Annotated in this window: 21 protein-coding genes; 11 read left to right on the forward strand and 10 right to left on the reverse strand. The window is 66.4% G+C overall.

Features of this window, described 5'->3' with window-relative positions:
- Positions 1-6 precede the first annotated feature (6 nt).
- Both VH499_RS09100 and VH499_RS09105 read right to left on the reverse strand, forming a co-directional pair.
- Complete coding sequence (locus VH499_RS09100) at positions 7-204, reverse strand: hypothetical protein (protein ID WP_332052395.1); 198 nt, start codon at positions 202-204, stop codon at positions 7-9.
- A 64-nt stretch (positions 205-268) separates the two neighbouring features.
- Positions 269-403: a hypothetical protein gene (locus tag VH499_RS09105; RefSeq protein ID WP_332052396.1), complete on the reverse strand. Its 135-nt coding sequence runs from the start codon at positions 401-403 to the stop codon at positions 269-271.
- 174 nt (positions 404-577) lie between these two features.
- Here VH499_RS09105 and VH499_RS09110 point away from each other — a divergent pair, with 174 nt between their 5' ends.
- Positions 578-745, forward strand: coding sequence for a DUF1328 domain-containing protein (locus VH499_RS09110; RefSeq protein ID WP_332052397.1), 168 nt, complete (start codon positions 578-580; stop codon positions 743-745).
- 39 nt (positions 746-784) lie between these two features.
- Positions 785-1,108 (forward strand): hypothetical protein, encoded by a 324-nt coding sequence (locus VH499_RS09115; protein WP_332052398.1) that lies wholly within the window; start codon positions 785-787, stop codon positions 1,106-1,108.
- Positions 1,109-1,115: 7 nt separating this feature from the next.
- Here the strand turns inward: VH499_RS09115 and VH499_RS09120 are convergent, their stop codons facing one another.
- Positions 1,116-2,030, reverse strand: a complete 915-nt coding sequence (locus VH499_RS09120) for a hypothetical protein (protein WP_332052399.1) — start codon at positions 2,028-2,030, stop codon at positions 1,116-1,118.
- Positions 2,031-2,133: 103 nt separating this feature from the next.
- On the opposite strand from VH499_RS09120, the gene egtB reads away from it, so the two are divergent.
- Both egtB and egtD read left to right on the forward strand, forming a co-directional pair.
- Entirely contained in the window at positions 2,134-3,399 is a 1,266-nt protein-coding gene (gene egtB, locus VH499_RS09125) for an ergothioneine biosynthesis protein EgtB (RefSeq protein WP_332052400.1), read from the forward strand.
- Entirely contained in the window at positions 3,396-4,358 is a 963-nt protein-coding gene (gene egtD, locus VH499_RS09130) for an L-histidine N(alpha)-methyltransferase (RefSeq protein ID WP_332052401.1), read from the forward strand. The genes egtB and egtD overlap by 4 nt, the downstream gene beginning before the upstream one ends.
- Positions 4,359-4,599: 241 nt before the next feature.
- On the opposite strand, the gene VH499_RS09135 is transcribed toward egtD, so the two are convergent.
- From VH499_RS09135 to VH499_RS09155, 5 genes are all read right to left on the reverse strand, one after another.
- Positions 4,600-5,091 (reverse strand): DUF6306 domain-containing protein, encoded by a 492-nt coding sequence (locus tag VH499_RS09135; protein WP_332052402.1) that lies wholly within the window; start codon positions 5,089-5,091, stop codon positions 4,600-4,602.
- Positions 5,088-6,224 carry an amidohydrolase/deacetylase family metallohydrolase gene (locus tag VH499_RS09140; RefSeq protein ID WP_332052403.1) on the reverse strand — a complete coding sequence of 379 codons (1,137 nt, stop codon included), beginning with the start codon at positions 6,222-6,224 and terminating at the stop codon, positions 5,088-5,090. The genes VH499_RS09135 and VH499_RS09140 overlap by 4 nt, the downstream gene beginning before the upstream one ends.
- Complete coding sequence (gene ilvD / locus VH499_RS09145) at positions 6,217-8,064, reverse strand: dihydroxy-acid dehydratase (protein WP_332052404.1); 1,848 nt, start codon at positions 8,062-8,064, stop codon at positions 6,217-6,219. Before ilvD ends, VH499_RS09140 begins: the two co-directional genes overlap by 8 nt.
- Before the next feature lie 44 nt (positions 8,065-8,108).
- Entirely contained in the window at positions 8,109-9,314 is a 1,206-nt protein-coding gene (locus tag VH499_RS09150) for a winged helix-turn-helix domain-containing protein (protein ID WP_332052405.1), read from the reverse strand.
- Positions 9,315-9,394: 80 nt separating this feature from the next.
- Positions 9,395-10,813: a PLP-dependent aminotransferase family protein gene (locus tag VH499_RS09155; protein ID WP_332052406.1), complete on the reverse strand. Its 1,419-nt coding sequence runs from the start codon at positions 10,811-10,813 to the stop codon at positions 9,395-9,397.
- Positions 10,814-10,898: 85 nt separating this feature from the next.
- Here VH499_RS09155 and VH499_RS09160 point away from each other — a divergent pair, with 85 nt between their 5' ends.
- From VH499_RS09160 to VH499_RS09170, 3 genes are read left to right on the forward strand one after another with little or no spacing between them, the layout of a single operon-like run.
- Positions 10,899-11,369, forward strand: a complete 471-nt coding sequence (locus VH499_RS09160) for a carboxymuconolactone decarboxylase family protein (protein ID WP_332052407.1) — start codon at positions 10,899-10,901, stop codon at positions 11,367-11,369.
- A complete protein-coding gene (locus VH499_RS09165; protein WP_332052408.1) occupies positions 11,356-11,790 on the forward strand; it encodes a GNAT family N-acetyltransferase in 435 nt (144 codons plus the stop codon). Before VH499_RS09160 ends, VH499_RS09165 begins: the two co-directional genes overlap by 14 nt.
- The gene (locus VH499_RS09170) at positions 11,787-12,437 is read left to right on the forward strand and encodes an FMN-dependent NADH-azoreductase (RefSeq protein ID WP_332052409.1); all 651 of its coding nucleotides are present in this window, start codon (positions 11,787-11,789) and stop codon (positions 12,435-12,437) included. Before VH499_RS09165 ends, VH499_RS09170 begins: the two co-directional genes overlap by 4 nt.
- Before the next feature lie 6 nt (positions 12,438-12,443).
- Here VH499_RS09170 and VH499_RS09175 read toward each other — a convergent pair whose 3' ends face one another.
- The gene (locus VH499_RS09175; RefSeq protein ID WP_332052410.1) at positions 12,444-13,523 is read right to left on the reverse strand and encodes a zinc-binding dehydrogenase; all 1,080 of its coding nucleotides are present in this window, start codon (positions 13,521-13,523) and stop codon (positions 12,444-12,446) included.
- Positions 13,524-13,633: 110 nt separating this feature from the next.
- On the opposite strand from VH499_RS09175, the gene VH499_RS09180 reads away from it, so the two are divergent.
- From VH499_RS09180 to VH499_RS09190, 3 genes are all read left to right on the forward strand, one after another.
- Positions 13,634-14,407, forward strand: coding sequence for a helix-turn-helix transcriptional regulator (locus tag VH499_RS09180; RefSeq protein ID WP_332052411.1), 774 nt, complete (start codon positions 13,634-13,636; stop codon positions 14,405-14,407).
- Between the two features lie 3 nt (positions 14,408-14,410).
- Positions 14,411-15,067 (forward strand): DUF2161 domain-containing phosphodiesterase, encoded by a 657-nt coding sequence (locus VH499_RS09185; protein WP_332052412.1) that lies wholly within the window; start codon positions 14,411-14,413, stop codon positions 15,065-15,067.
- 110 nt (positions 15,068-15,177) lie between these two features.
- Entirely contained in the window at positions 15,178-15,918 is a 741-nt protein-coding gene (locus tag VH499_RS09190) for an SDR family NAD(P)-dependent oxidoreductase (protein ID WP_332052413.1), read from the forward strand.
- Positions 15,919-15,939: 21 nt separating this feature from the next.
- Here VH499_RS09190 and VH499_RS09195 read toward each other — a convergent pair whose 3' ends face one another.
- Positions 15,940-17,025: an amidohydrolase family protein gene (locus VH499_RS09195; RefSeq protein ID WP_332052414.1), complete on the reverse strand. Its 1,086-nt coding sequence runs from the start codon at positions 17,023-17,025 to the stop codon at positions 15,940-15,942.
- A gap of 173 nt (positions 17,026-17,198) precedes the next feature.
- Between VH499_RS09195 and VH499_RS09200 the strand changes: the two genes are divergently transcribed.
- The gene (locus VH499_RS09200; RefSeq protein WP_332052415.1) at positions 17,199-17,879 is read left to right on the forward strand and encodes a hypothetical protein; all 681 of its coding nucleotides are present in this window, start codon (positions 17,199-17,201) and stop codon (positions 17,877-17,879) included.
- Positions 17,880-17,930 lie beyond the last annotated feature (51 nt).

A 17,930-nucleotide genomic window follows, 5' to 3' on the forward strand; every position in this document is an offset into this window, starting at 1 on the left:
GATCGCCTAGCGCTGACTGCCGTTCGACTTGAAGGCGACGCGTTTCGCCCCGGCCAGCGAAACCCGGCCGCGACGCAGCAGAGACATCAGGGCGCGCCGCGTCTGCATTTCGGTGAAGCCGCGATCTTCCAGGCGCAGCTCCAGATCCTTGATCGGCACATCGATGCTGTCATGGCCGGCGAGGATGGCGATCTCGTCCAGCAATGCACCCTCCGCATCGGTCAGTCTGTGGGCAGGCGGACTCATGCGACAACTACGAATGAAAGAGTCAGTGGGGAAGGAGGAACGCCCAGCTCAGGCCGAGAGCGATGATCGCTCCGACGAAAGACGAGACGAGGACAAGGACGACACGGCCGCTCACGACGCCGCTGCGGGCTTCGACGGGAGTGGAATCGCGCTTCATGGGAGCCTCCGTTGGCCTGTTCAAGGGGACTCAGGAGAGAGCAACGTCGCCTGGCGGGTCAGGTTGCCGTGTTGCGCGGCTTTTGGCGCTATCGGCGGTTCGCCGGAACCGGCCGACGAAGGCCGCGTTACCTCGCCGCGTCCCACTGTCGCGGACCGCACCAAGGAGTGAACGATGCTCTATTGGGCCTTGATGTTTCTTCTGGTCGCGCTGGTCGCCGCCGTCTTCGGCTTCGGAGGCATCGCGAGCACCGCCGCCAGCATCGCGCAGATCCTGTTTGTTGTTGCGTTGATCCTCTTCGTGCTGAGCGTGGTGGTCGGTCTGGCACGCAGAAGGCTTTAGCGCGGTAGCAAGCAACAGCAAATGCCATCGGAGGTCTCCATGTCGACGCGCGTCCTTGCTGCCCTTGCCATAGCGGCATTGGCGGCAGCCTGCTCCTACAGCGAAACCCGCACCGTCACCGCTCCGGCGCCGGCAGACGACTCTTGCACAGTGTACGGCTACGCGCCGGGCACGACCGCCTACAATGTCTGCGTGGAGCGCGAGGCGGCGGCGCGGCAGCGCGGCCGCATGGCGGCGGGCTATGCCGAATCCCGCATCGTGGCCGATTCGCAGGATGCTTGCGCCTCCTATGGCTTGATGCGGGGATCGGTCACCTACGACCGTTGCGTCCAGCGCGAGATCGGCTATCGGCGGCCCGGCTAGGGAAAGTCTACCCGCCCGTAGCTTCGAAATGGGCGCGCAGCCGGTCGCGCGCGGTATTTGCCGACGCCCGATCCCAGCCATTGACGATTGCCACCCGGAACCCTCCAGGTGGCATCGCATGTCGTTCGGCGGCGAGCGACTCGTGAAAGGTGATCTGCAAGCTGGAGATGCCGGGCATCCCGCGGATCTCCCGCTGCAAATCCGCCGGCGGATGCCGGTATCGCGATCCATGCGGCACGAAGAGCACGACGCTGTAGCCCGGCCGCGAACCGGCGTCGCGGAACGACCATTCACCTTTCGCATACAGCCCGACCAGCGCCTCGACCCATCTGTCGCCGCCATAGAGGTCGGGCCACTGATCGGCGAAGCGCAGGTGCACTTCGATGATGCGTCCCCCGATCGTTTCCAGATTGACCATGCCGGTATAGCCGGCGAGATGGCCTCGACACCAACCGTCGCACCATCGCTCGACCGGCTCGTCGGCATCCGGCCGGACCTCCCAGTAGTCGAAGGTCCCGGCGCCGCTCGCGATGCCGCGCGCATGGCGCCACCAATGCGGAACGCCGTCGACCAGGGCGACGTCGCTGCTGACATGATCGCCGGAAAGCAGCGTCGACCAGAAATGACCGGGCTGATAAGCCTCGTGATAGTCGGCCTCCGACGCGAGCACGCGGCTGCCGACGCCCATTCCCTTCAGGTTGTAGATGGGCTTGGAAAAGACCGGGTAGGCAGGGGGAGCGACGCCGTGCGGTCCGGCGTCGAGTCCCTGGCTCATCGCCACTGCGAGCTTGTCGTAGACCCAGCGGTGTCTGGGATTCCAGGTCCAGGCGTCGCTGTCCTCGGTCGGGATGCGCACATCGTCGGGACAGGCGACGCGCTCGAAATACTGCATGCGCCATGGATCGATTTCGCAAACCGGCACGTGTACCCCTTCGATGACTGTGGACGAAGGTAACACAACTGCGTTCGCGACAGCGGCCGCAACCGGCTATTCTTCGGGCGCGTTAGGACCCGGCGGAGGTGTCGTGTCGAACCTGGTAACGCGTGCTGCGCAGGCGCCCGATGTCTCGCTCGTGGATCGTTTCCTTTCCGTGCGCGCGCTGACCGAGCAGCTCGCCGCTCCGCTCTCGCCGGAAGACCAGACAGTGCAGTCGATGCCGGATGCCAGTCCCACCAAGTGGCATCTCGCGCACACGACATGGTTCTTCGAGACCTTCCTTTTGCGTCCGCACGTCGATCGTTACGAGATCTTCGACCCGGCCTACGAATATCTCTTCAACTCGTACTACGAGGCGGTCGGGCCGCGCCATCCGCGGCCGCAGCGCGGCATGATCACGCGACCGGGCGTGGAAGAGGTGGCTGCCTACCGTCGACATGTGACCGAGGCCATGATCGCGTTGATCGAGGAGGGACGCGACGAGCACATGCCGATGGTCGAGCTCGGCCTCCATCATGAGCAACAGCACCAGGAGCTCCTGTTGATGGACGCCAAGCACCTGCTGTCGCTCAATCCGCTGAAACCCGCATACATGCGCTCGCATGACGGCGCGGGCGGCAAAGCCGCGCCCTGCGGCTGGATCGAGTTCGACGGCGGGCTGACGTCGATAGGCCATGCGGGCGAAGGGTTCGCCTTCGACAACGAGGGGCCACGTCATCGCGTCTGGATCGAGCCATTCGCGCTTGCGACGCGTCTCGTGACCTGTGCCGAGTATGCCGCCTTCATCGAGGAGGGCGGCTACGACCGGCCGGAATTCTGGCTCTCGGCGGGATGGGACTGCGTGAACCAGTGCGGATGGGAGGCGCCGCTCTACTGGCAGCGGAGTGACGGAGGCTGGAGCGTGTTCACCCTGGGCGGGCTGCGGCCTCTGCGCGACGAGGAGCCGGTCTGCCATGTCAGCGGCTACGAGGCCGCCGCCTATGCCAAGTGGGCGGGCAAGCGGCTGCCGCGCGAGAGCGAATGGGAGGTCGCGGCCACCGATGTGCCGCTTGCAGGCAACCTGCTGGAAAGCGGCCTGCTGCATCCCGGCCCTGCGAAAGGCGGCGGACTCGTGCAGATGATCGGCGATGCGTGGGAATGGACAGCCAGCCCCTACATTGCCTACCCCGGCTATCGCGAGCCGGCTGGCGCGGTCGGCGAGTACAACGGCAAGTTCATGGCCAACCAGATGGTGCTGCGCGGTGGTTGCGCGGCGACGCCCGGCGACCATATCCGTAGGACCTATCGCAATTTCTTTCCGCCGGACGCCCGCTGGATGTTTGGCGGCATCCGACTGGCGGAGGATCTTCGATGAATGGCTTCGTACTCGAACTCGATCGCGTCCAGACCGCCGATCGAGAGCAATTCCGCTGCGCTGTACTGGCCGGACTGGCGCATCGGCCACGCGCCATTCCGGCGAAGTTCCTGTACGACGCACGCGGCTCGGCGCTGTTCGACAAGATCTGCGAGTTGCCCGAATACTATCTGACGCGCACCGAGACCGAGATCCTGCGCGACCATGCGGCGGACATCGCGGCCCTCGCCGGCCCGGACCGTGCGCTGCTCGAGTTCGGCAGCGGCTCGAGCGTCAAGTCGCGGCTGCTGCTCGACGCCATGGATCTCGCGCTCTATGCGCCGATCGACATTTCACGCGAGCATCTCGACAGCTCGACCGCACGCCTGCGCCGCGACTATCCGTCGCTCCCGATCGAGGCCGTCTGTGCGGACTACATGTCCATCGCCGACCTGCCGCAGCTCGCGCCGTCCGTCCGGCGGGTCGGCTTCTTCCCCGGTTCGAGCATCGGCAACCTGGAGCCGCACGAGGCGCTGGCGTTCTTCCGCAATGCACGGGACCTCCTCGGCGATAAAGGAGCGCTGGTGCTGGGTGTCGATCTCAAGAAGGATTTCGCGCGCCTCCACGCCGCCTACAACGACAGCGCGGGCGTCACGGCCGCCTTCACCCTCAATCTGCTGAGGCGCATGAATCGGGAACTGCAGGGAACGTTCAACCTCGACCGCTTCAGGCACGAGGCTTTTTACAATCCGGTCGAGGGACGCATCGAGATCTACTTCCGCAGCCTGTCGAACCAGTCCGTCAACGTGGCTGGCCAGGCCTTCACCTTCACTGCCGGCGAGCGGGTCCATACGGAATATTCCTACAAATACGATGTGCCGCAGTTGGAATCGCTGGTCCGGCAGGCCGGCTTCCGGCTGGAGCGGCTGTGGACCGATCCGGAACGGCTGTTCGCGGTCGCCTATCTCGCCCTCGCATGACGACCCCGAAAATAGGCAGCCCGCCCTCAAGTCTCCTCGAGGGCGGGCGGTAACGGCCGAGCGGGGAGGGTGGCATCGCTGAGCGGGGGGCAGGGGCGACGCCAAGGACCCGACCGTACCCAAACCAACGCCGCGATGGCGGAAAAGGTTGCCGAGCCGGTCGGGAGAACTTTTGCACCGCCTGAAGTTCCGGGAGGACCGGCCAATTACCGCCTGATTTTAAGGGCGTTGGGAGCCGATCTTAAGGTCGTTCCAAAGCCGATTGCGCGCGCGCGATATTGACCTCGTGGGCTTGCAGCATCTCCTGAAGGTCGCGATGGAGCGCATCGTCGCGCACCTTGGGCAGCATCTCGCGCAGCTTGCGCACCACCCAGCCCTGGCCGCGATTGAGGAAGGCGATGCGTTCGCGCATGTCCTGGATGGCGAGCGCCTTTTCCTCGAAGGCCCCTATCCTGGTCGACGCCGGCGCGCCCAGCACCTTGAGCTGCTTCAGGAGCATGGCGCACCAGCGGGCCTCGTCGTGATGGACGTCGCGCAGGAGGTCGACGAACGAGGTGCCTGCAGCAGCCTCGGCGCTGCGCCGCGCGACGCCGGTGCCGGCGCGCTCGGCCTCCAGGAGTTCGTTCAGGAACGCTGCGATCTCGTCGCGGCTCGCGTAGCCCATATAGGTGTCCTGCGCCTCGTGGGCGAGGCAGGCCGGGGAGCTCGGTCGGTTGTCCGGTGTCTTGGTCATGAGGGGTGCCACCAGCGGCCCGCCAGCACCACGCCGGCCGACAACAGCCGCTTGTCGCCCATCATGCGCTCGCCGAGCGAATCGGCATAGTCGAACGTTCCGCTCTTCACGTCGATCACCGTGGCTTCTCCGATGCCGCCGACCCGGAGCGTGCCCAGCTCCGGTCGCCTGATCGCGGCGGCGGCGTTCGCGGTAGCGAGCCTGATCACCGTCGGCAAGTCGACGCCGAGGCAAAGGAACTTCGACATGGTCGTGAGGAGATCGAAAGCGGGTCCTTCGATCGAGAGGACGTGCACGTCCGACGAGATCACGTCGGGCAGGAAGCCCGCCGCCAGCATGCCGCGGGTGGTGCCGAAGCCGAACGAGCCGCTGCCATGGCCGATGTCGAAGATCACGCCGCGATCGCGCGCCGCCAGGATCTCGTCGCGGACCTTGCCGTCGGGCCGGACCGGGGCGTTGGGAAACGGGCGGAAACAGTGGGTGAGGATGTCGCCCTTGCGCAACCGGCTCACCACCCCGTGGCGGGCGGGCGGCGGTGCGTCGAGGTGAGCCATCAATGGCAGGCCGGTCTCTTCCGCCACGTCGAGCGCGATGTCGAGCGGCATGATGCCGGAGTCGCCGCTGGCCGACCTGCCGACGCGCACCTTGATGCCCAGCACCAGATCCCTGTGCTCGCGGGCCACGCGTACCGCCTCTCGCGCATCGAGCAGGCGCATGTCCGAGCTTTCGCCCACCATCACCGCTTTAGAGAAGGCGAAGATGCCGGGAAAGGCGACGTTGAGATAAGGCAGGATGCGCACCGGCGAGCGCTCGATGACGTGCCGGCGGAAACCGTGGAAATTGCCCGGCCCGGCGCTGCCCGCATCGATGAAGGTCGTGACACCTCCGGTTCGCGCCAGCAGCTCGGCCTCGACACCGAGCGAGGTGCCGCCCCAATAGACATGCGTGTGCAGGTCGATCAGGCCGGGGCACACGATCTTGCCGGCGACATCGCGTACCTCCGTGCCGGCCAGCCCGTCGCCGATCGCCGCCACCTTGGCGCCGGCAAAGGCGATGTCCGCCGCCTTGTCGAGCCCCTGCGACGGGTCGATGACCCGCCCGCCTTTCAACACCAGATCGTTCATCTCAGCCATTCAGTTGATCGACGTTGCGCACGGCGCCCGTCGAGGCGCTGGTGGCGAGCGCCGCATAGGCGCGGAGCGCCGCGGAAACCTTGCGGTCGCGCCTGGGCTTCCAGGCGTCGCGACCCTGGGCCCTCATCGCGGCGCGGCGCCGCTCGATCTCCGTCTCGGCCAAGGCAAGCGAGATCGTGCGGCCGGGAATGTCGATCTCGATCGGGTCGCCGTTCTCGATCAGGCCGATCATGCCGCCGGCCGCGGCCTCCGGCGAGATGTGTCCGACGGAGAGACCGGACGTGGCGCCGGAAAAGCGGCCGTCGGTAATCAGGGCGCACCTGGCCGCGAGGCCGACCGCCTTCAGCGTTCCGGTCGCCGCCAGCATCTCCTGCATACCGGGTCCGCCCTTGGGCCCCTCGTAGCGGATGACGACGACCTGGCCCTCCTTCACGAGCCCGTCGCGGATGCCGCGCGTCGCATCGTTCTCACTGTCGAACACGATCGCCGGGCCGCGGAACTTCAGCAGGGCGGGATCGACGCCGGCGGTCTTCACGATGCAGCCATCGGCGGCAAGATTGCCGTGAAGGACCGCGAGCCCGCCGTCCTGGCTGTAGGCGTGCTCGAAGTCGCGGATGCAACCGTTGGCGCGGTCGAGATCGAGATCGGGATAACGCTTGTTCTGGGAGAAGGCCGCCTTTGTGCGCACACCGCCGGGCGCGGCGCGATAGAAGGTCCTCACGCCGTCGTCGGCACCGTTGCCGATGTCCCAGCGCTCGAGGGCGGCGCCCATCGTCCTGGCATGCACGGTGCGCACGTCGCGATGAATCAGGCCTTCTCGATCGAGGATGCCCAGCAGCGCCATGACGCCGCCGGCGCGATGCACGTCCTCGACATGCCAGAGCGGCGAGGAGGGCGAGAGCTTGGAAAGATGCGGTGTCACGCGCGACAGGCGATCGATGTCCTTCATGGTGAAGGGTACCTCGCCCTCGAACGCCGCTGCCAGGAGATGCAGGACCGTGTTGGTCGAGCCGCCCATGGCGATGTCGAGCCGCATCGCGTTCTCGAACGCCTCGAAGGTGGCGATGGAGCGCGGCAGGACGGACCCGTCCTTGTCGAGATAGTATCGCTTCGTCATCTCGACGATGCGCCGGCCGGCTTCGAGGAAGAGCTCGCGGCGGTCGGCGTGCGTCGCCACGACGGTACCGTTGCCCGGCAGGGAGAGGCCGAGCGCTTCGGTGAGGCAGTTCATCGAGTTGGCCGTGAACATGCCGGCGCAGGAGCCGCAGGTCGGGCAGGCGGAGCGCTCGAAGTTGGCGACATCCTCGTCGGTCGAGTCGGGCTTGTAGCCGACGACCATCGCATCGACCGCGTCGATCCGGATCTCCTGGCCCTTCCAGTTCACCTTGCCGGCCTCCATGGGCCCGCCGGAGACGAAAACCGTCGGCAGGTTGAGCCGCATCGCCGCCATCAGCATGCCGGGTGTGATCTTGTCGCAATTGGAGATGCAGACCATGGCGTCGGCGCGATGGGCGTTGATCATGTACTCGATCGAATCGGCGATGAGATCGCGCGACGGCAGGGAATAGAGCATGCCGTCGTGGCCCATGGCGATGCCGTCGTCGACGGCGATCGTGTTGAACTCCTTCGCGACGCCGCCGGCGCGTTCGATCTCGCGTGCCACCATCTGGCCCAGGTCCTTGAGATGCACGTGCCCCGGCACGAACTCGACGAAGGAGTTGACGACGGCGATGATCGGCTTGGCGAAATCGGCATCGGTCATGCCGGTGGCGCGCCACAGCGCGCGCGAAGCCAGCGCGCGCTTGCCTTCATGGGTCTTGGACGAGCGGTAGACGCCCATGGGTCGGTTCCTCCAACGGCTATCGAATGCAATGCCTGTCAAGCTTAGCGCATCGCCCGTCCAAGCGCGCCAGCCCGCGGCAGCGAAACATCTGACAGACCGAGCCAATCCGCCATCAGCCGCAGCTCCTCGCGCAGCGGAACGGCGACCTGCTTCGGCTCTGCTCCCGGCTCGAGATGCGCGGCATGGACCAGCAGGCGACCATTGCCGCGGTCAGCCTTGAGATCGACGCGCGCCACCAGCCGGTCGTCGAGCAGGAAGGGCAGCACGTAGTAGCCATGCTTGCGCTTGGCCAAAGGCGTGTAGATCTCGATGCGATAGAAGAAGTCGAACAGGCGATGGGTGCGGGCGCGTTCCCAGATCAGGGGATCGAACGGCGCCAGCAAGGCCCGCGCCTCGATGCGGCGTGGCTGGCGCGCCGCGGGGTCGAGATAGCCGGGCTTGCTCCAGCCCTCGACCTGCACCGGCAACAGGTCGCCCGCCTCGACGAGCTCGGCGAGCCGCGCCTTTGTATCCACGACGCCGAGGCGGAAATAGTCGCGCAGGTCGGTCTCGCTGGCGACGCCCAGCGCCCGCGCCGAGATCCGCAACAACTGCCGCTGCGCCTGTTCGGCGGACGGCGTCGCGAGGCCGAGCACATCGGCCGGGAGCACACGGTCGGTGAAATCGTAGACGCGCTCGAAGGTGCCGCGCCGTGTCGCCGTGGTCACTTCGCCGGCGAAGAACAGCCACTCCAGGGCGAGCTTGCCGTCGTTCCAGCCCCACCATGGCCCGCGCCGGGCGCCGCCGTTGGACAGCTCCGATGCCGCCAGCGGCCCGCGGTCGGCGAGCTCGCGTCGCACCTCGTCGATGTAGCCCGCCTTCTCGCGACGGAACTTGTGCAATTTGCCCTTGCCGTCACCGGCATCCATCGCCGCCCGCTGCATGCGCCAGCGGAAGAGCGGGTGCGACGAAAGCGGCAGCAAGGAAGCCTCGTGGGCCCAGAATTCGAACAGTCGCCGCTGACTCTTGCGGCCCCATGCGGCGCGATCGAGATGATCGGCACGGTAGTTGCCGAGGCGCGAGAAGAGCGGCAGGTAGTGCGCGCGCGCAAGCACGTTCACCGAGTCGATCTGCAAGAGGCCGAGGCGTTCGATCATGCGCCTGACATGGCCGGCGTGGGTCGCGCCGCCGGGACGAGGATTGCCGAAGCCCTGCGCCGCGAGTGCGATGCGGCGCGTCCTCGCGACGGACAGTTTTTCGAGTCTCATTCGGATCTTCAGGGTGCCGTGGCGGATGATGGATCTATCATGCCGCCCGTCGCGGTACGAGACGGCTTTCCGACAGCGGCCTATCGAATGGCGCGCGCCAGAGCTTTCGCCCGGGACGAGGCTTGTCCTTCGGCGATATTTGTGAAGCCGAGCAACAGACCACGGTCGCGTGTCCGGCCGAGATAGTGATCGGAGAGCGCCACTGGAGCGAGACCACAGGCCTGCGCGCGGCGCACCAGAGCCACATCGGGATCGAGGTCGGGGAAGCGGGCGAGCAGATGCATGCCGCCGGGCTGGACTGCCATCTCCATTCTGTTTCCGAACACGCCGCGGAGGGCGGAAGCGAGCGCATCCCGCCTTGCCGCATAGAGCGCACGCATGCGCTTGAGGTGCCGGCCGAAGTGCCCTCGAGCGAGGAAATCGGCGATCACCAGTTGACCCAGGATCGGTTCACCGTGGGAGTCCGTCTGTTTGGCATCGACCGCTCGTGCAAGCAGCGCATCGGGCATGACCAGATAGCCCAGCCGAAGGCCGGGGAAGAGCGTTTTGCTGAAGCTGCCTGCATAGATCACGCGGTCGGCGACATCGAGGCTCTTCAATGCCGGAAGCTTGCGTCCGACGTAGTGGAATTCGCCGTCATAGTCGTCCTCGACGATCCACGCGCCTGTGTCAGCCGCCCATGCGAGAAGTCGCTGCCGGCGCGCAAGCGACAAGGCGAACCCGAGAGGGCTCTGATGCGCCGGCGTTACCACCGCGAGGCGTGCGCGCGGAGCACTTTTGCGGGCGAACACCACGTCCATCCCCTGATCGTCCACGGGAACCGGCAGGAGATCGGCGGCGGCGGCCTCCAAAGTACGCCGGGCCAGAATGTAACCAGGCTCCTCGAACCAGACCCGGTCTCCCGGTCGGAGGAGCAACCGTGAGATCAGGCGCAGCCCGGCCTGGTAGCCGCCCGTGATGATCACCTGCTCCTCCCGGCAGGGAACGCCCCGCGAAACCGCCAGGTAGGCGGCGACTGCTTCGCGCAGGTCCGGCAGGCCCCGTGGATCCGGATAGGCAAGCGCCGCGCCGCCCAGCCGTTTGGCGGCGCGTGCCGTCAATCGCGCCCAGAGGGCGCGAGGGAACAGGTCGAGCGCGGGCAAGCCCATTTGGAAGGGGCGCGGCTCGACCGGTCGCTTCTCCAGTTGCGGACGCGCTCTGGCTTGCATGGGGCGGAGGGGCGGTGCATCGAGCTGCAGTGCCGGCGAGACAATGGTCCCGGCCGGACCACGCATGAGGAGATAGCCCTCGCCGGCAAGCCGCGCATAGGTCGTGTCGACCGTGCCACGGGCGACGCCAAGCTCGCTGGCCAGCGTTCGGGCGGCCGGCAGCCGTTCGCCGGCAATTAGCTGGCGTTTGGCGATCGCCGTCCGGATGCGCTGATAGAGCTGTTCCTGCAGCGGCAACGACGATCGTGCGAGCGGGGCGACGGTGAGCTTTGCGGAAGGGACCCGGGTCATGGCCTAGTGATTTTCTCTATTCTTGGCTCATTTGTATAGGCCATAGGAGTGCCATGTAATGGCGGTCGTTTTGCAGGAGCAAGCAATGTCCAAACGCCTCTCGCTTCCCCAAGTCGCCGCCGAGGGCTATGCGGCGCTTCGCGCCGTCGAAGCCTATATCCAGCGCAGCAATCTGCCGCCCCTCCTGATCGACCTCGTGAAGATGCGCGGGTCGCAGATCAATGGCTGCGCTTACTGCCTCGACATGCACAGCAGGGACTCCCGCAAGCAGGGCGAGACGGAGCAGCGGCTGTATCTCCTCGACGCGTGGCGGGAGTCGCCGCTCTATACGCCGGCCGAAAGGGCGGCGTTGGCCTGGACCGAGGCATTGACGCTGATCGCCGAGACCCGTGCACCGGATGCCGACTACGAAGCCCTGACGAAGCATTTCACCGACAAGGAGATCGCCGATCTCACGATCCTGGTCGGCATGATCAATCTCTGGAACCGGATTGCGATCGGCTTGCGCGCCGAACATCCCGTTGCGAGAGCGGAGGCGGTCCATGAACGGGCTTGAGCTGCGTCATGCCGAGCGCGACGCGGACATCGAGGCCTGCTTCACTCTGATGCGCCAGCTGAGACCACATCTCGCCGACAGTATGGAGCTGCTGACGCGCGTGCGGCGCCAGGAGAAGCAGAGCTATCGACTGCTTGTCGCCTGGCGCGGCAAGCAGCCGGTCGGCGCCGCCGGGTACCGCCTGCAGGAAAACCTGATCCGTGGCCGCTTCGTCTATGTCGACGATCTCGTCGTGCTCGAGAGCGAGCGGCGGAGCGGAATAGGCGCGCGTCTGCTGGACGAGGTAGCCCGGCTCGCCAAGAGTGCGGGATGTGGCTGGCTCATGCTCGACACGGCTCTCGACAACGCGCTCGGTCAGCGATTCTATTTCCGGTGGGGGCTCCTCTCGACCGCATTGCACTTCGGGAGGCCTTTGGCATGAGGCCTCTGCTGCTGGTCGAGGCGAGCCCGCGCTTCGGCCGTTCGCTGAGCCGGGCCGCCGGCGAACACGTCGTTCAAAGATTGAAGTTGAAGATGCGGCAGCCGGAGCTGCCCGTCCTGCGCCGGGATCTTGTCGCCGAAGCGCCGCCGTTCGTCGACGAGGCTTTCACCGAAGCCATGTATGTCCCGACGGCCCAACAAGATGAAATGCAGCGGAAGGCGATGGCGGCGTCGGAAACGATGATCGCCGAACTGGAAGAGTCCGGCGCCCTGGTCATCAGCACGCCGATGCACAATTTCACCGTCCCCGCTGTTCTGAAGGCGTGGATCGATCAGGTCCTTCGCTTCGACCGCACCTTCCGGCGGACAGCTCACGGAAAGGTGGGCCTGCTCGCCGACCGGCCGACCCACGTCGTGGTTGCCACGGGCGGGTTCATAAGGGGCGAACGGGCCAGGCAGCCGGACTTCCTCACGCCCTATCTCGAAGCGGTTCTCGCGACGTTGGGGATTCGAACGGTCCGGTTTCTCTATCTGGAGCCGTTGCCGGGCGTTTCACCGCAGTCGATGGATGACCGGATCCGGCATTGGCTGGACCAGCATCTCCCTGTCGATAAGCAGGCCCTGCAGTTCGCTCCTTCCGGGCAGTAGTGTGGCCTACGGTCGGATCACCGTCATCCGGAAGGGCCCGGCATTGTCGGCGGCATGTGCGACAGCCTCGTTCGCATCGTCCAGACCGAACGTGGTGAAGTGGAAATCGTCCAATTTCACCAGACCGGCCCGGATCAGTCCGACCATGCGCGCGATGGCGTCGCGCGCGTACATCCATTGGCCACGGAGCGTGATGCAGTTCCGCATGAGCCAGGAGTAGGGCAGGTCCAGCCCGCCGGCATCCGACATGCCGACGCCGCCCATCAGCACCACCCGGCCATGGGGTCGAACGGCCAGAACGGCAGTGCGCACCTGGCTTGCAGTCGCGGCCGGCGGCAACAGGTCGAGGACGCAGTCGATCGGCTCTGGCGCGGCCCGCTGGATTCGCGCGCGATCGTCTTCCTCGTTGCCGAGCATCTTCACGGTTCGAACGCGGTCCCCGAAACGGCGGGCCAGATCCTCGAGCGCTCTTCCGTTGCGGCCCGTCGCAATGACCCGGCTCGCCCCCATTGCCAGGGCGACGGCCACTCCGGCACTGCCGAAGGCCCCGGTCGCGCCGTTGATCAGGACCGCCTCTCCCGCGGCCAGCTTCACCGCTGCGAGGCCGCCATAAGGCACCAGGAGTGTACCGAGCGCGCACCACGACGCGGCGGCCGCCTCATCGAGCGTGCCGATGCGAACCGCGTTTTCGGTCGGTACCCGCATCTGCTCGGCAAAGGAGCCATGTCGAAAGTGCTTCTGCAGGCGAAGACTGCCGTCGCTTCGCGCCGTCCACCCCTGCAGCAGGATGTCGGGTGCCACGACGTCGTCGCGCGAGCGCACCGTCGGATCGCAGTAGACCCAGTCGCCCGTGGCCAGGTGGGCTGCGTCGGGGCCGACCGCGCGCACGCGTCCGACTGCGCCCGGGCCAGGAATCGCGGGCAGACCCAGCAGGTATTGCCGCTCGCCACTGAATACTTCCTTGGCGTATGCCAGGACACGCGTCGCCGCGACGTCGACGATGACTTCCCCTGTGCCCAGCGCCGGGGCCGGAACGGACTCGATGGCGAGGGGCGAGCCGAATGCCTTCAGGACTGCAGCTTTCATGGTCCATCCTTTTTGTACGATGGACCATCGTCTCAGGGCCTTTACCGCGTATTCAGGCCTAGTATTATCCTAGGATTGAGAATCCCTTGCTGCCGAGCGAGTACAAGACGATGACGGATCCGAGGCGCGGCGAACTCGGCAATTTCCTCCGCTCGCGGCGGGAACGGCTGAGCCCGAAAGCAGTCGGCCTCCCGGCCGGACGGCGGCGGCGGACGGTGGGCTTGCGGCGCGAGGAGGTGGCCGAGCTCGCCGGTATCGGCGTCGATTGGTATGTTCGGCTCGAGCAGGGCCGGACCGTCAGCCCTTCGGTCACGACGATCGATGCGCTGGCGCGGGCGCTGCGACTGAGCAAGGTCGAACATGCCCATCTACGGGCGCTGACGGGCACCGGGGACCGTCGCGCCTTCGCGCGTGAAAGCGTGCCTGGAGCAATTCGGCGTCTGGTCGAAAGCCTCGAGCAGCCGGCTTACGTCGCAGGTCGCCGCTGGGACGTCCTCGTCTGGAACAAGGCTGCGGACGAGATCTTTGCCTTCAGCCGTTTGCCGGAAGCGGATCGCAACACACTCATCTGCATGCTGACAAATCCCGTCACGCGGCGCTTGTTCGGAACGGGTTGGGCTGACGAGGCGAAACGCATGGTGGCCCAATTCCGCGCGACGCACGATCTGTGGGCCGGCGATCCCGCATTCCTCGATCTGTTGGCACGCCTTCAGCGCGGCTGCCCGGAATTCGAGGGTTGGTGGAAGTCGCACGATATCAGGCCGGTCGCAGTGGGACAAAAACTGCTGAAGCATCCCCGGAAGGGTGTGCTGCGGCTCGAGCACACGAGCTTCCAGGCCAACGACGATGCCGCGTTGAAGCTCGTCATCTACACCCCAGTCTGAGACATGCCGCTGGAGAGCGACCTCTATGCGCCGGTCAAGGCGCTGCTGGAAGGCCAAGGCTACAGTGTGAAGGGCGAGGTCCGCGGCTGCGACGTCGTCGGCGTACGAGGGCTCGAGCCGCCGGTGATCGTCGAGCTGAAGCGCACCTTCGGTCTCGGCCTGGTCCTGCAGGGTGTCGACCGCCTGGCCTTGAGCGACACGGTCTATCTCGCCGTGGGTGCCTGGCCCAGGAACATGCGCCACGTGAAGAAGCTCTGTCGTCGGCTTGGCCTTGGACTGATGATCGTCGGCTCCGGGAGGGTCGATGTACTGCTCGATCCGGCTCCCTACGCGCCGCGCAAGAACAAGCGCAAGGTCGGGCGGCTCCTGGGCGAGCATGCGCGGCGTGTCGGCGATCCCAACCGCGGCGGCGCGTCGACCAAGGTGCCGATGATGACGGCCTATCGCCAGGCGGCGTTGCGTTGCGCCGGCCTGCTTGCGCGCAACGGGCCGATGAAGGTGGCGGCCTTGCGCGCGGCCGGCGATGCGCCCAATGCCGGCGCGATCCTGCGCAACGATATCTACGGCTGGTTCGAGCGCGTGGAACGCGGCGTGTACGCACTCACTCCGGAAGGCCAACGCGGCCTCACCCTCTTCGGCTGGGAAGCGCCGCCGCCGTAGGAGACTTGTCAGCGAAGCCCCTTGGGAGTTGCCGGTCCGCGCCATGCCTTTTATTGTCAGCATCGTCCCCTAACCTCAAGTCAATCAAGGCGGAAAGAAGATCGCGCCTGATGTCGAACATTGCTTCCCGCGCTGTCATCGTCACCGGCGGCAGCCGAGGCCTCGGCCTCGGGCTGATCGCCGACCTCGTGGCCAACCACTATCGCGTGGCGACCTGCAGCCGCAATTCGTCGCCGGAGCTCGAGGGTCTCATGGCGACCGGCAAGGTGTTCTGGAAGGAGGGAGCCGTCGGCGAGGCGCGGGACGACGATGCCTTCTTCTCCGCGGTCGAAGGCTGGGCCGGCCCGGACGGCGTCTGGGGGCTGGTGAACAACGCCACGGTGTCGGGCGAAGGCATCCTGGCCACGTTCCCCAACGTCGATTCCGAGCACATCATCCAGACCAACCTGGTCGGTGCGCTCTATATGGCGCGCCTTGCCGCACGCCACATGCTGCGTCGGACGACGGGCGGGCGCATCATCAACATCTCCTCGATCATCGGCCTGCGCGGCCATACCGGGCTCGCCGCCTATTCGGCCTCGAAGGCCGGGCTGGACGGCATGACGCGCGCACTGGCTCGCGAGATCGGCCGCCGGCAGATCACTGTGAACTCGATCAATCCGGGCTATCTCGACACCGACGTCTCCTCGGCGGTGCAGGAGGCCCAGCGCCGCCAGATCGTGAATCGGACACCGCTGGGTCGTCTCGGACGCGTCGAGGATGTGTCGCCGGTCGTCCGGTTCCTGCTGAGCGACGAGGCGCGCTTCATCACCGGCCAATGCCTGGTCGTCGATGGCGGCGTGACCTGCTGATCGACAGCGATGATGTGCTGGCTAGCGAGCCGGCGTTCGACGTTTCTGCTTCAATTTCAACAGGCGCGCTGCGTTGCCGCCGAGGATCGCCGCCTTGTCGGCCGCGGTGAGCCTGGCGTTGCCCACGAACGGCACCGGCTTGTACATGCCCATGTCGAACGGATAGTCGGTGCCCATCAGGATATGGCCGCTGCCGTAGGTCTCGACCAGATATTCGAGCTGCCCGGGCTCGAACACGATCGTGTCGAAATACATCTTTTTGAGATAGGAACTCGGCTTGCGCCTGATGCAAAGACGGCAGTCGCTGCGCGCGCCGTGGGCATGGTCCATGCGTCCAGCATAGGCCGGCAGGAAGCCGCCGCCATGGGCGACGCAGATCTTGAGCCTGGGATAGGCATCGAGCACGCCGCCGAAAATCAGGTGACTCACCGCCACGGTCGAATCGAGCGGGTTGCCGATGACGTTGCTGAAATAATGCCGCGACAGCCGCCGGCCCTCGGTGAAGCCGCTCGGATGCAGGAATACCAGGATGCCGAGCTCCTCCGCCTTGGCGAAGACCGGCCGGAACTGCTCTTCCGACAGCTCGGCGCCGGCGACATTGGTGCAGAGCTCGACGCCGCGCAGGCCGAGCTTCTTCACCAGCCGTTCCAACTCCGTGACGGCGAATTCGGGAGCCTGCATGGGCACCGTGCCGAGGCCTGCGAGGCGGTCCGGATGCCTTGCCACCGTGGCCGCGATGTTGTCGTTGATAAGGCGCGTCACGTCGCGGCCGACCTCGGGCGGCGTCCAGTAGTAGTATTGCGGCGGCGCCGGCGAGATCGCCTGGATGTCGACGCCCATCTTGTCCATGTCGGCGAGCCGGCGCTCGACCGACGTGAGTTGCGGCCGCACCGTCTCGGCCTGCGCCCGGTTCACCGCCCGCGTCTCTTCGTTGGAGAAGCGCGCCTGCGGCTCGTCGTGAACGAGGGCCGCATGCGCCACCAGTTCGGTCGCGGCGGGCGTCAGGATGTGGCAATGGATGTCGATCACCGGCCCGGCGGCCTTGCGAGCGTCGCGCCGGGCGGCGGCAAGACGGCGGCTGGGACGCGGCGAACAGGTGTAGAGCATGGTTTCCCCCGGGATTGTGGGCGGAACGATAGGCGCCACGCCTCGACGGCGGCAACCTTCGCCTGCGCATTCCCGGTGTATTAGGATTGCGTTGTCCTTTGACATCGCCCGAAACCGGCGGTGGAGTGCAGGTCCGCGGCGGGGGAGAGTTGTCGATCGTATCCAATTGGCTGATGCGCGTTCTGCTGGCAGTCGGCGGCGCATGTCTCTTGTTCTTGTCGTTGCCGGTGGCGCGTGGAGCCTGGGAAGCGCAGAAGGCCGACGCCGTCATGACCGATCTGCGCATCGGCCATCCGCTCGGCCTGGACAACGTCCGTGCCGGTATCGCAGATCTCGATCGCGCCGTTGCGCTCGATCCCTCGGCCGGCCGCTATCTCGAACGATCCGAGCTGCTGGGCGGGGCGGGACTCACCTACAGCCTCAAGGTGGCGCCGGAGGAGCGCTCCCGGTGGCAACGCCGCGCCCGCGCCGACCTCGAAAGAGGACTTGCCGATGCGCCGGCACGCGGAGTCGGCTGGCTTCGGCTTGCGGCGATGATCGACGTCCTGGACGGGGGCTCGCGCGCGATGCTGCCGCCGCTTCTCCTGTCGATCGATTACGCAGGGCTCATTCCGGGAACCTGGTTGCCGCGGCTCAGGATCATCCTCGATGGCTGGCCATACCTCAGCGACGGCCAAAAGGATCGCATCACCGCGTACATGCGGCAGACCTGGCAGGTCGCCGCGGACCGTCGCTTCTTCGCCTGGGCGATCCGCTCGCCCGCCGACGAGCTGATCATCCGCTATTTCCTGCGCGACGAGCCCGGCGCCGAGGAGGAGCTCACCGGGCTGATCGTGCGCGAGCTGCGCCGCTGATGCCAACCACGCGATCCGGGCGCCGCACAACCGACGGAAGGGCAGGTCGGC

The organism is Reyranella sp., from assembly GCF_036558665.1.
Lineage (GTDB): Bacteria > Pseudomonadota > Alphaproteobacteria > Reyranellales > Reyranellaceae > Reyranella.

Excerpts from the sequence above, each read along its gene's own strand:
- VH499_RS09105 (WP_332052396.1), bottom strand. The coding sequence starts at position 403 with ATGAAGCGCGATTCCACTCCCGTCGAAGCCCGCAGCGGCGTCGTGAGC.
- VH499_RS09110 (WP_332052397.1), top strand. The coding sequence starts at position 578 with ATGCTCTATTGGGCCTTGATGTTTCTTCTGGTCGCGCTGGTCGCCGCC.
- VH499_RS09115 (WP_332052398.1), top strand. The coding sequence starts at position 785 with ATGTCGACGCGCGTCCTTGCTGCCCTTGCCATAGCGGCATTGGCGGCA.
- egtD (WP_332052401.1), top strand. The coding sequence starts at position 3,396 with ATGAATGGCTTCGTACTCGAACTCGATCGCGTCCAGACCGCCGATCGA.
- VH499_RS09135 (WP_332052402.1), bottom strand. The coding sequence starts at position 5,091 with ATGACCAAGACACCGGACAACCGACCGAGCTCCCCGGCCTGCCTCGCC.
- VH499_RS09140 (WP_332052403.1), bottom strand. The coding sequence starts at position 6,224 with ATGGCTGAGATGAACGATCTGGTGTTGAAAGGCGGGCGGGTCATCGAC.
- ilvD (WP_332052404.1), bottom strand. The coding sequence starts at position 8,064 with ATGGGCGTCTACCGCTCGTCCAAGACCCATGAAGGCAAGCGCGCGCTG.
- VH499_RS09150 (WP_332052405.1), bottom strand. The coding sequence starts at position 9,314 with ATGAGACTCGAAAAACTGTCCGTCGCGAGGACGCGCCGCATCGCACTC.
- VH499_RS09155 (WP_332052406.1), bottom strand. The coding sequence starts at position 10,813 with ATGACCCGGGTCCCTTCCGCAAAGCTCACCGTCGCCCCGCTCGCACGA.
- VH499_RS09160 (WP_332052407.1), top strand. The coding sequence starts at position 10,899 with ATGTCCAAACGCCTCTCGCTTCCCCAAGTCGCCGCCGAGGGCTATGCG.
- VH499_RS09165 (WP_332052408.1), top strand. The coding sequence starts at position 11,356 with ATGAACGGGCTTGAGCTGCGTCATGCCGAGCGCGACGCGGACATCGAG.
- VH499_RS09170 (WP_332052409.1), top strand. The coding sequence starts at position 11,787 with ATGAGGCCTCTGCTGCTGGTCGAGGCGAGCCCGCGCTTCGGCCGTTCG.
- VH499_RS09175 (WP_332052410.1), bottom strand. The coding sequence starts at position 13,523 with ATGAAAGCTGCAGTCCTGAAGGCATTCGGCTCGCCCCTCGCCATCGAG.
- VH499_RS09180 (WP_332052411.1), top strand. The coding sequence starts at position 13,634 with ATGACGGATCCGAGGCGCGGCGAACTCGGCAATTTCCTCCGCTCGCGG.
- VH499_RS09185 (WP_332052412.1), top strand. The coding sequence starts at position 14,411 with ATGCCGCTGGAGAGCGACCTCTATGCGCCGGTCAAGGCGCTGCTGGAA.
- VH499_RS09190 (WP_332052413.1), top strand. The coding sequence starts at position 15,178 with ATGTCGAACATTGCTTCCCGCGCTGTCATCGTCACCGGCGGCAGCCGA.
- VH499_RS09195 (WP_332052414.1), bottom strand. The coding sequence starts at position 17,025 with ATGCTCTACACCTGTTCGCCGCGTCCCAGCCGCCGTCTTGCCGCCGCC.
- VH499_RS09200 (WP_332052415.1), top strand. The coding sequence starts at position 17,199 with ATGCGCGTTCTGCTGGCAGTCGGCGGCGCATGTCTCTTGTTCTTGTCG.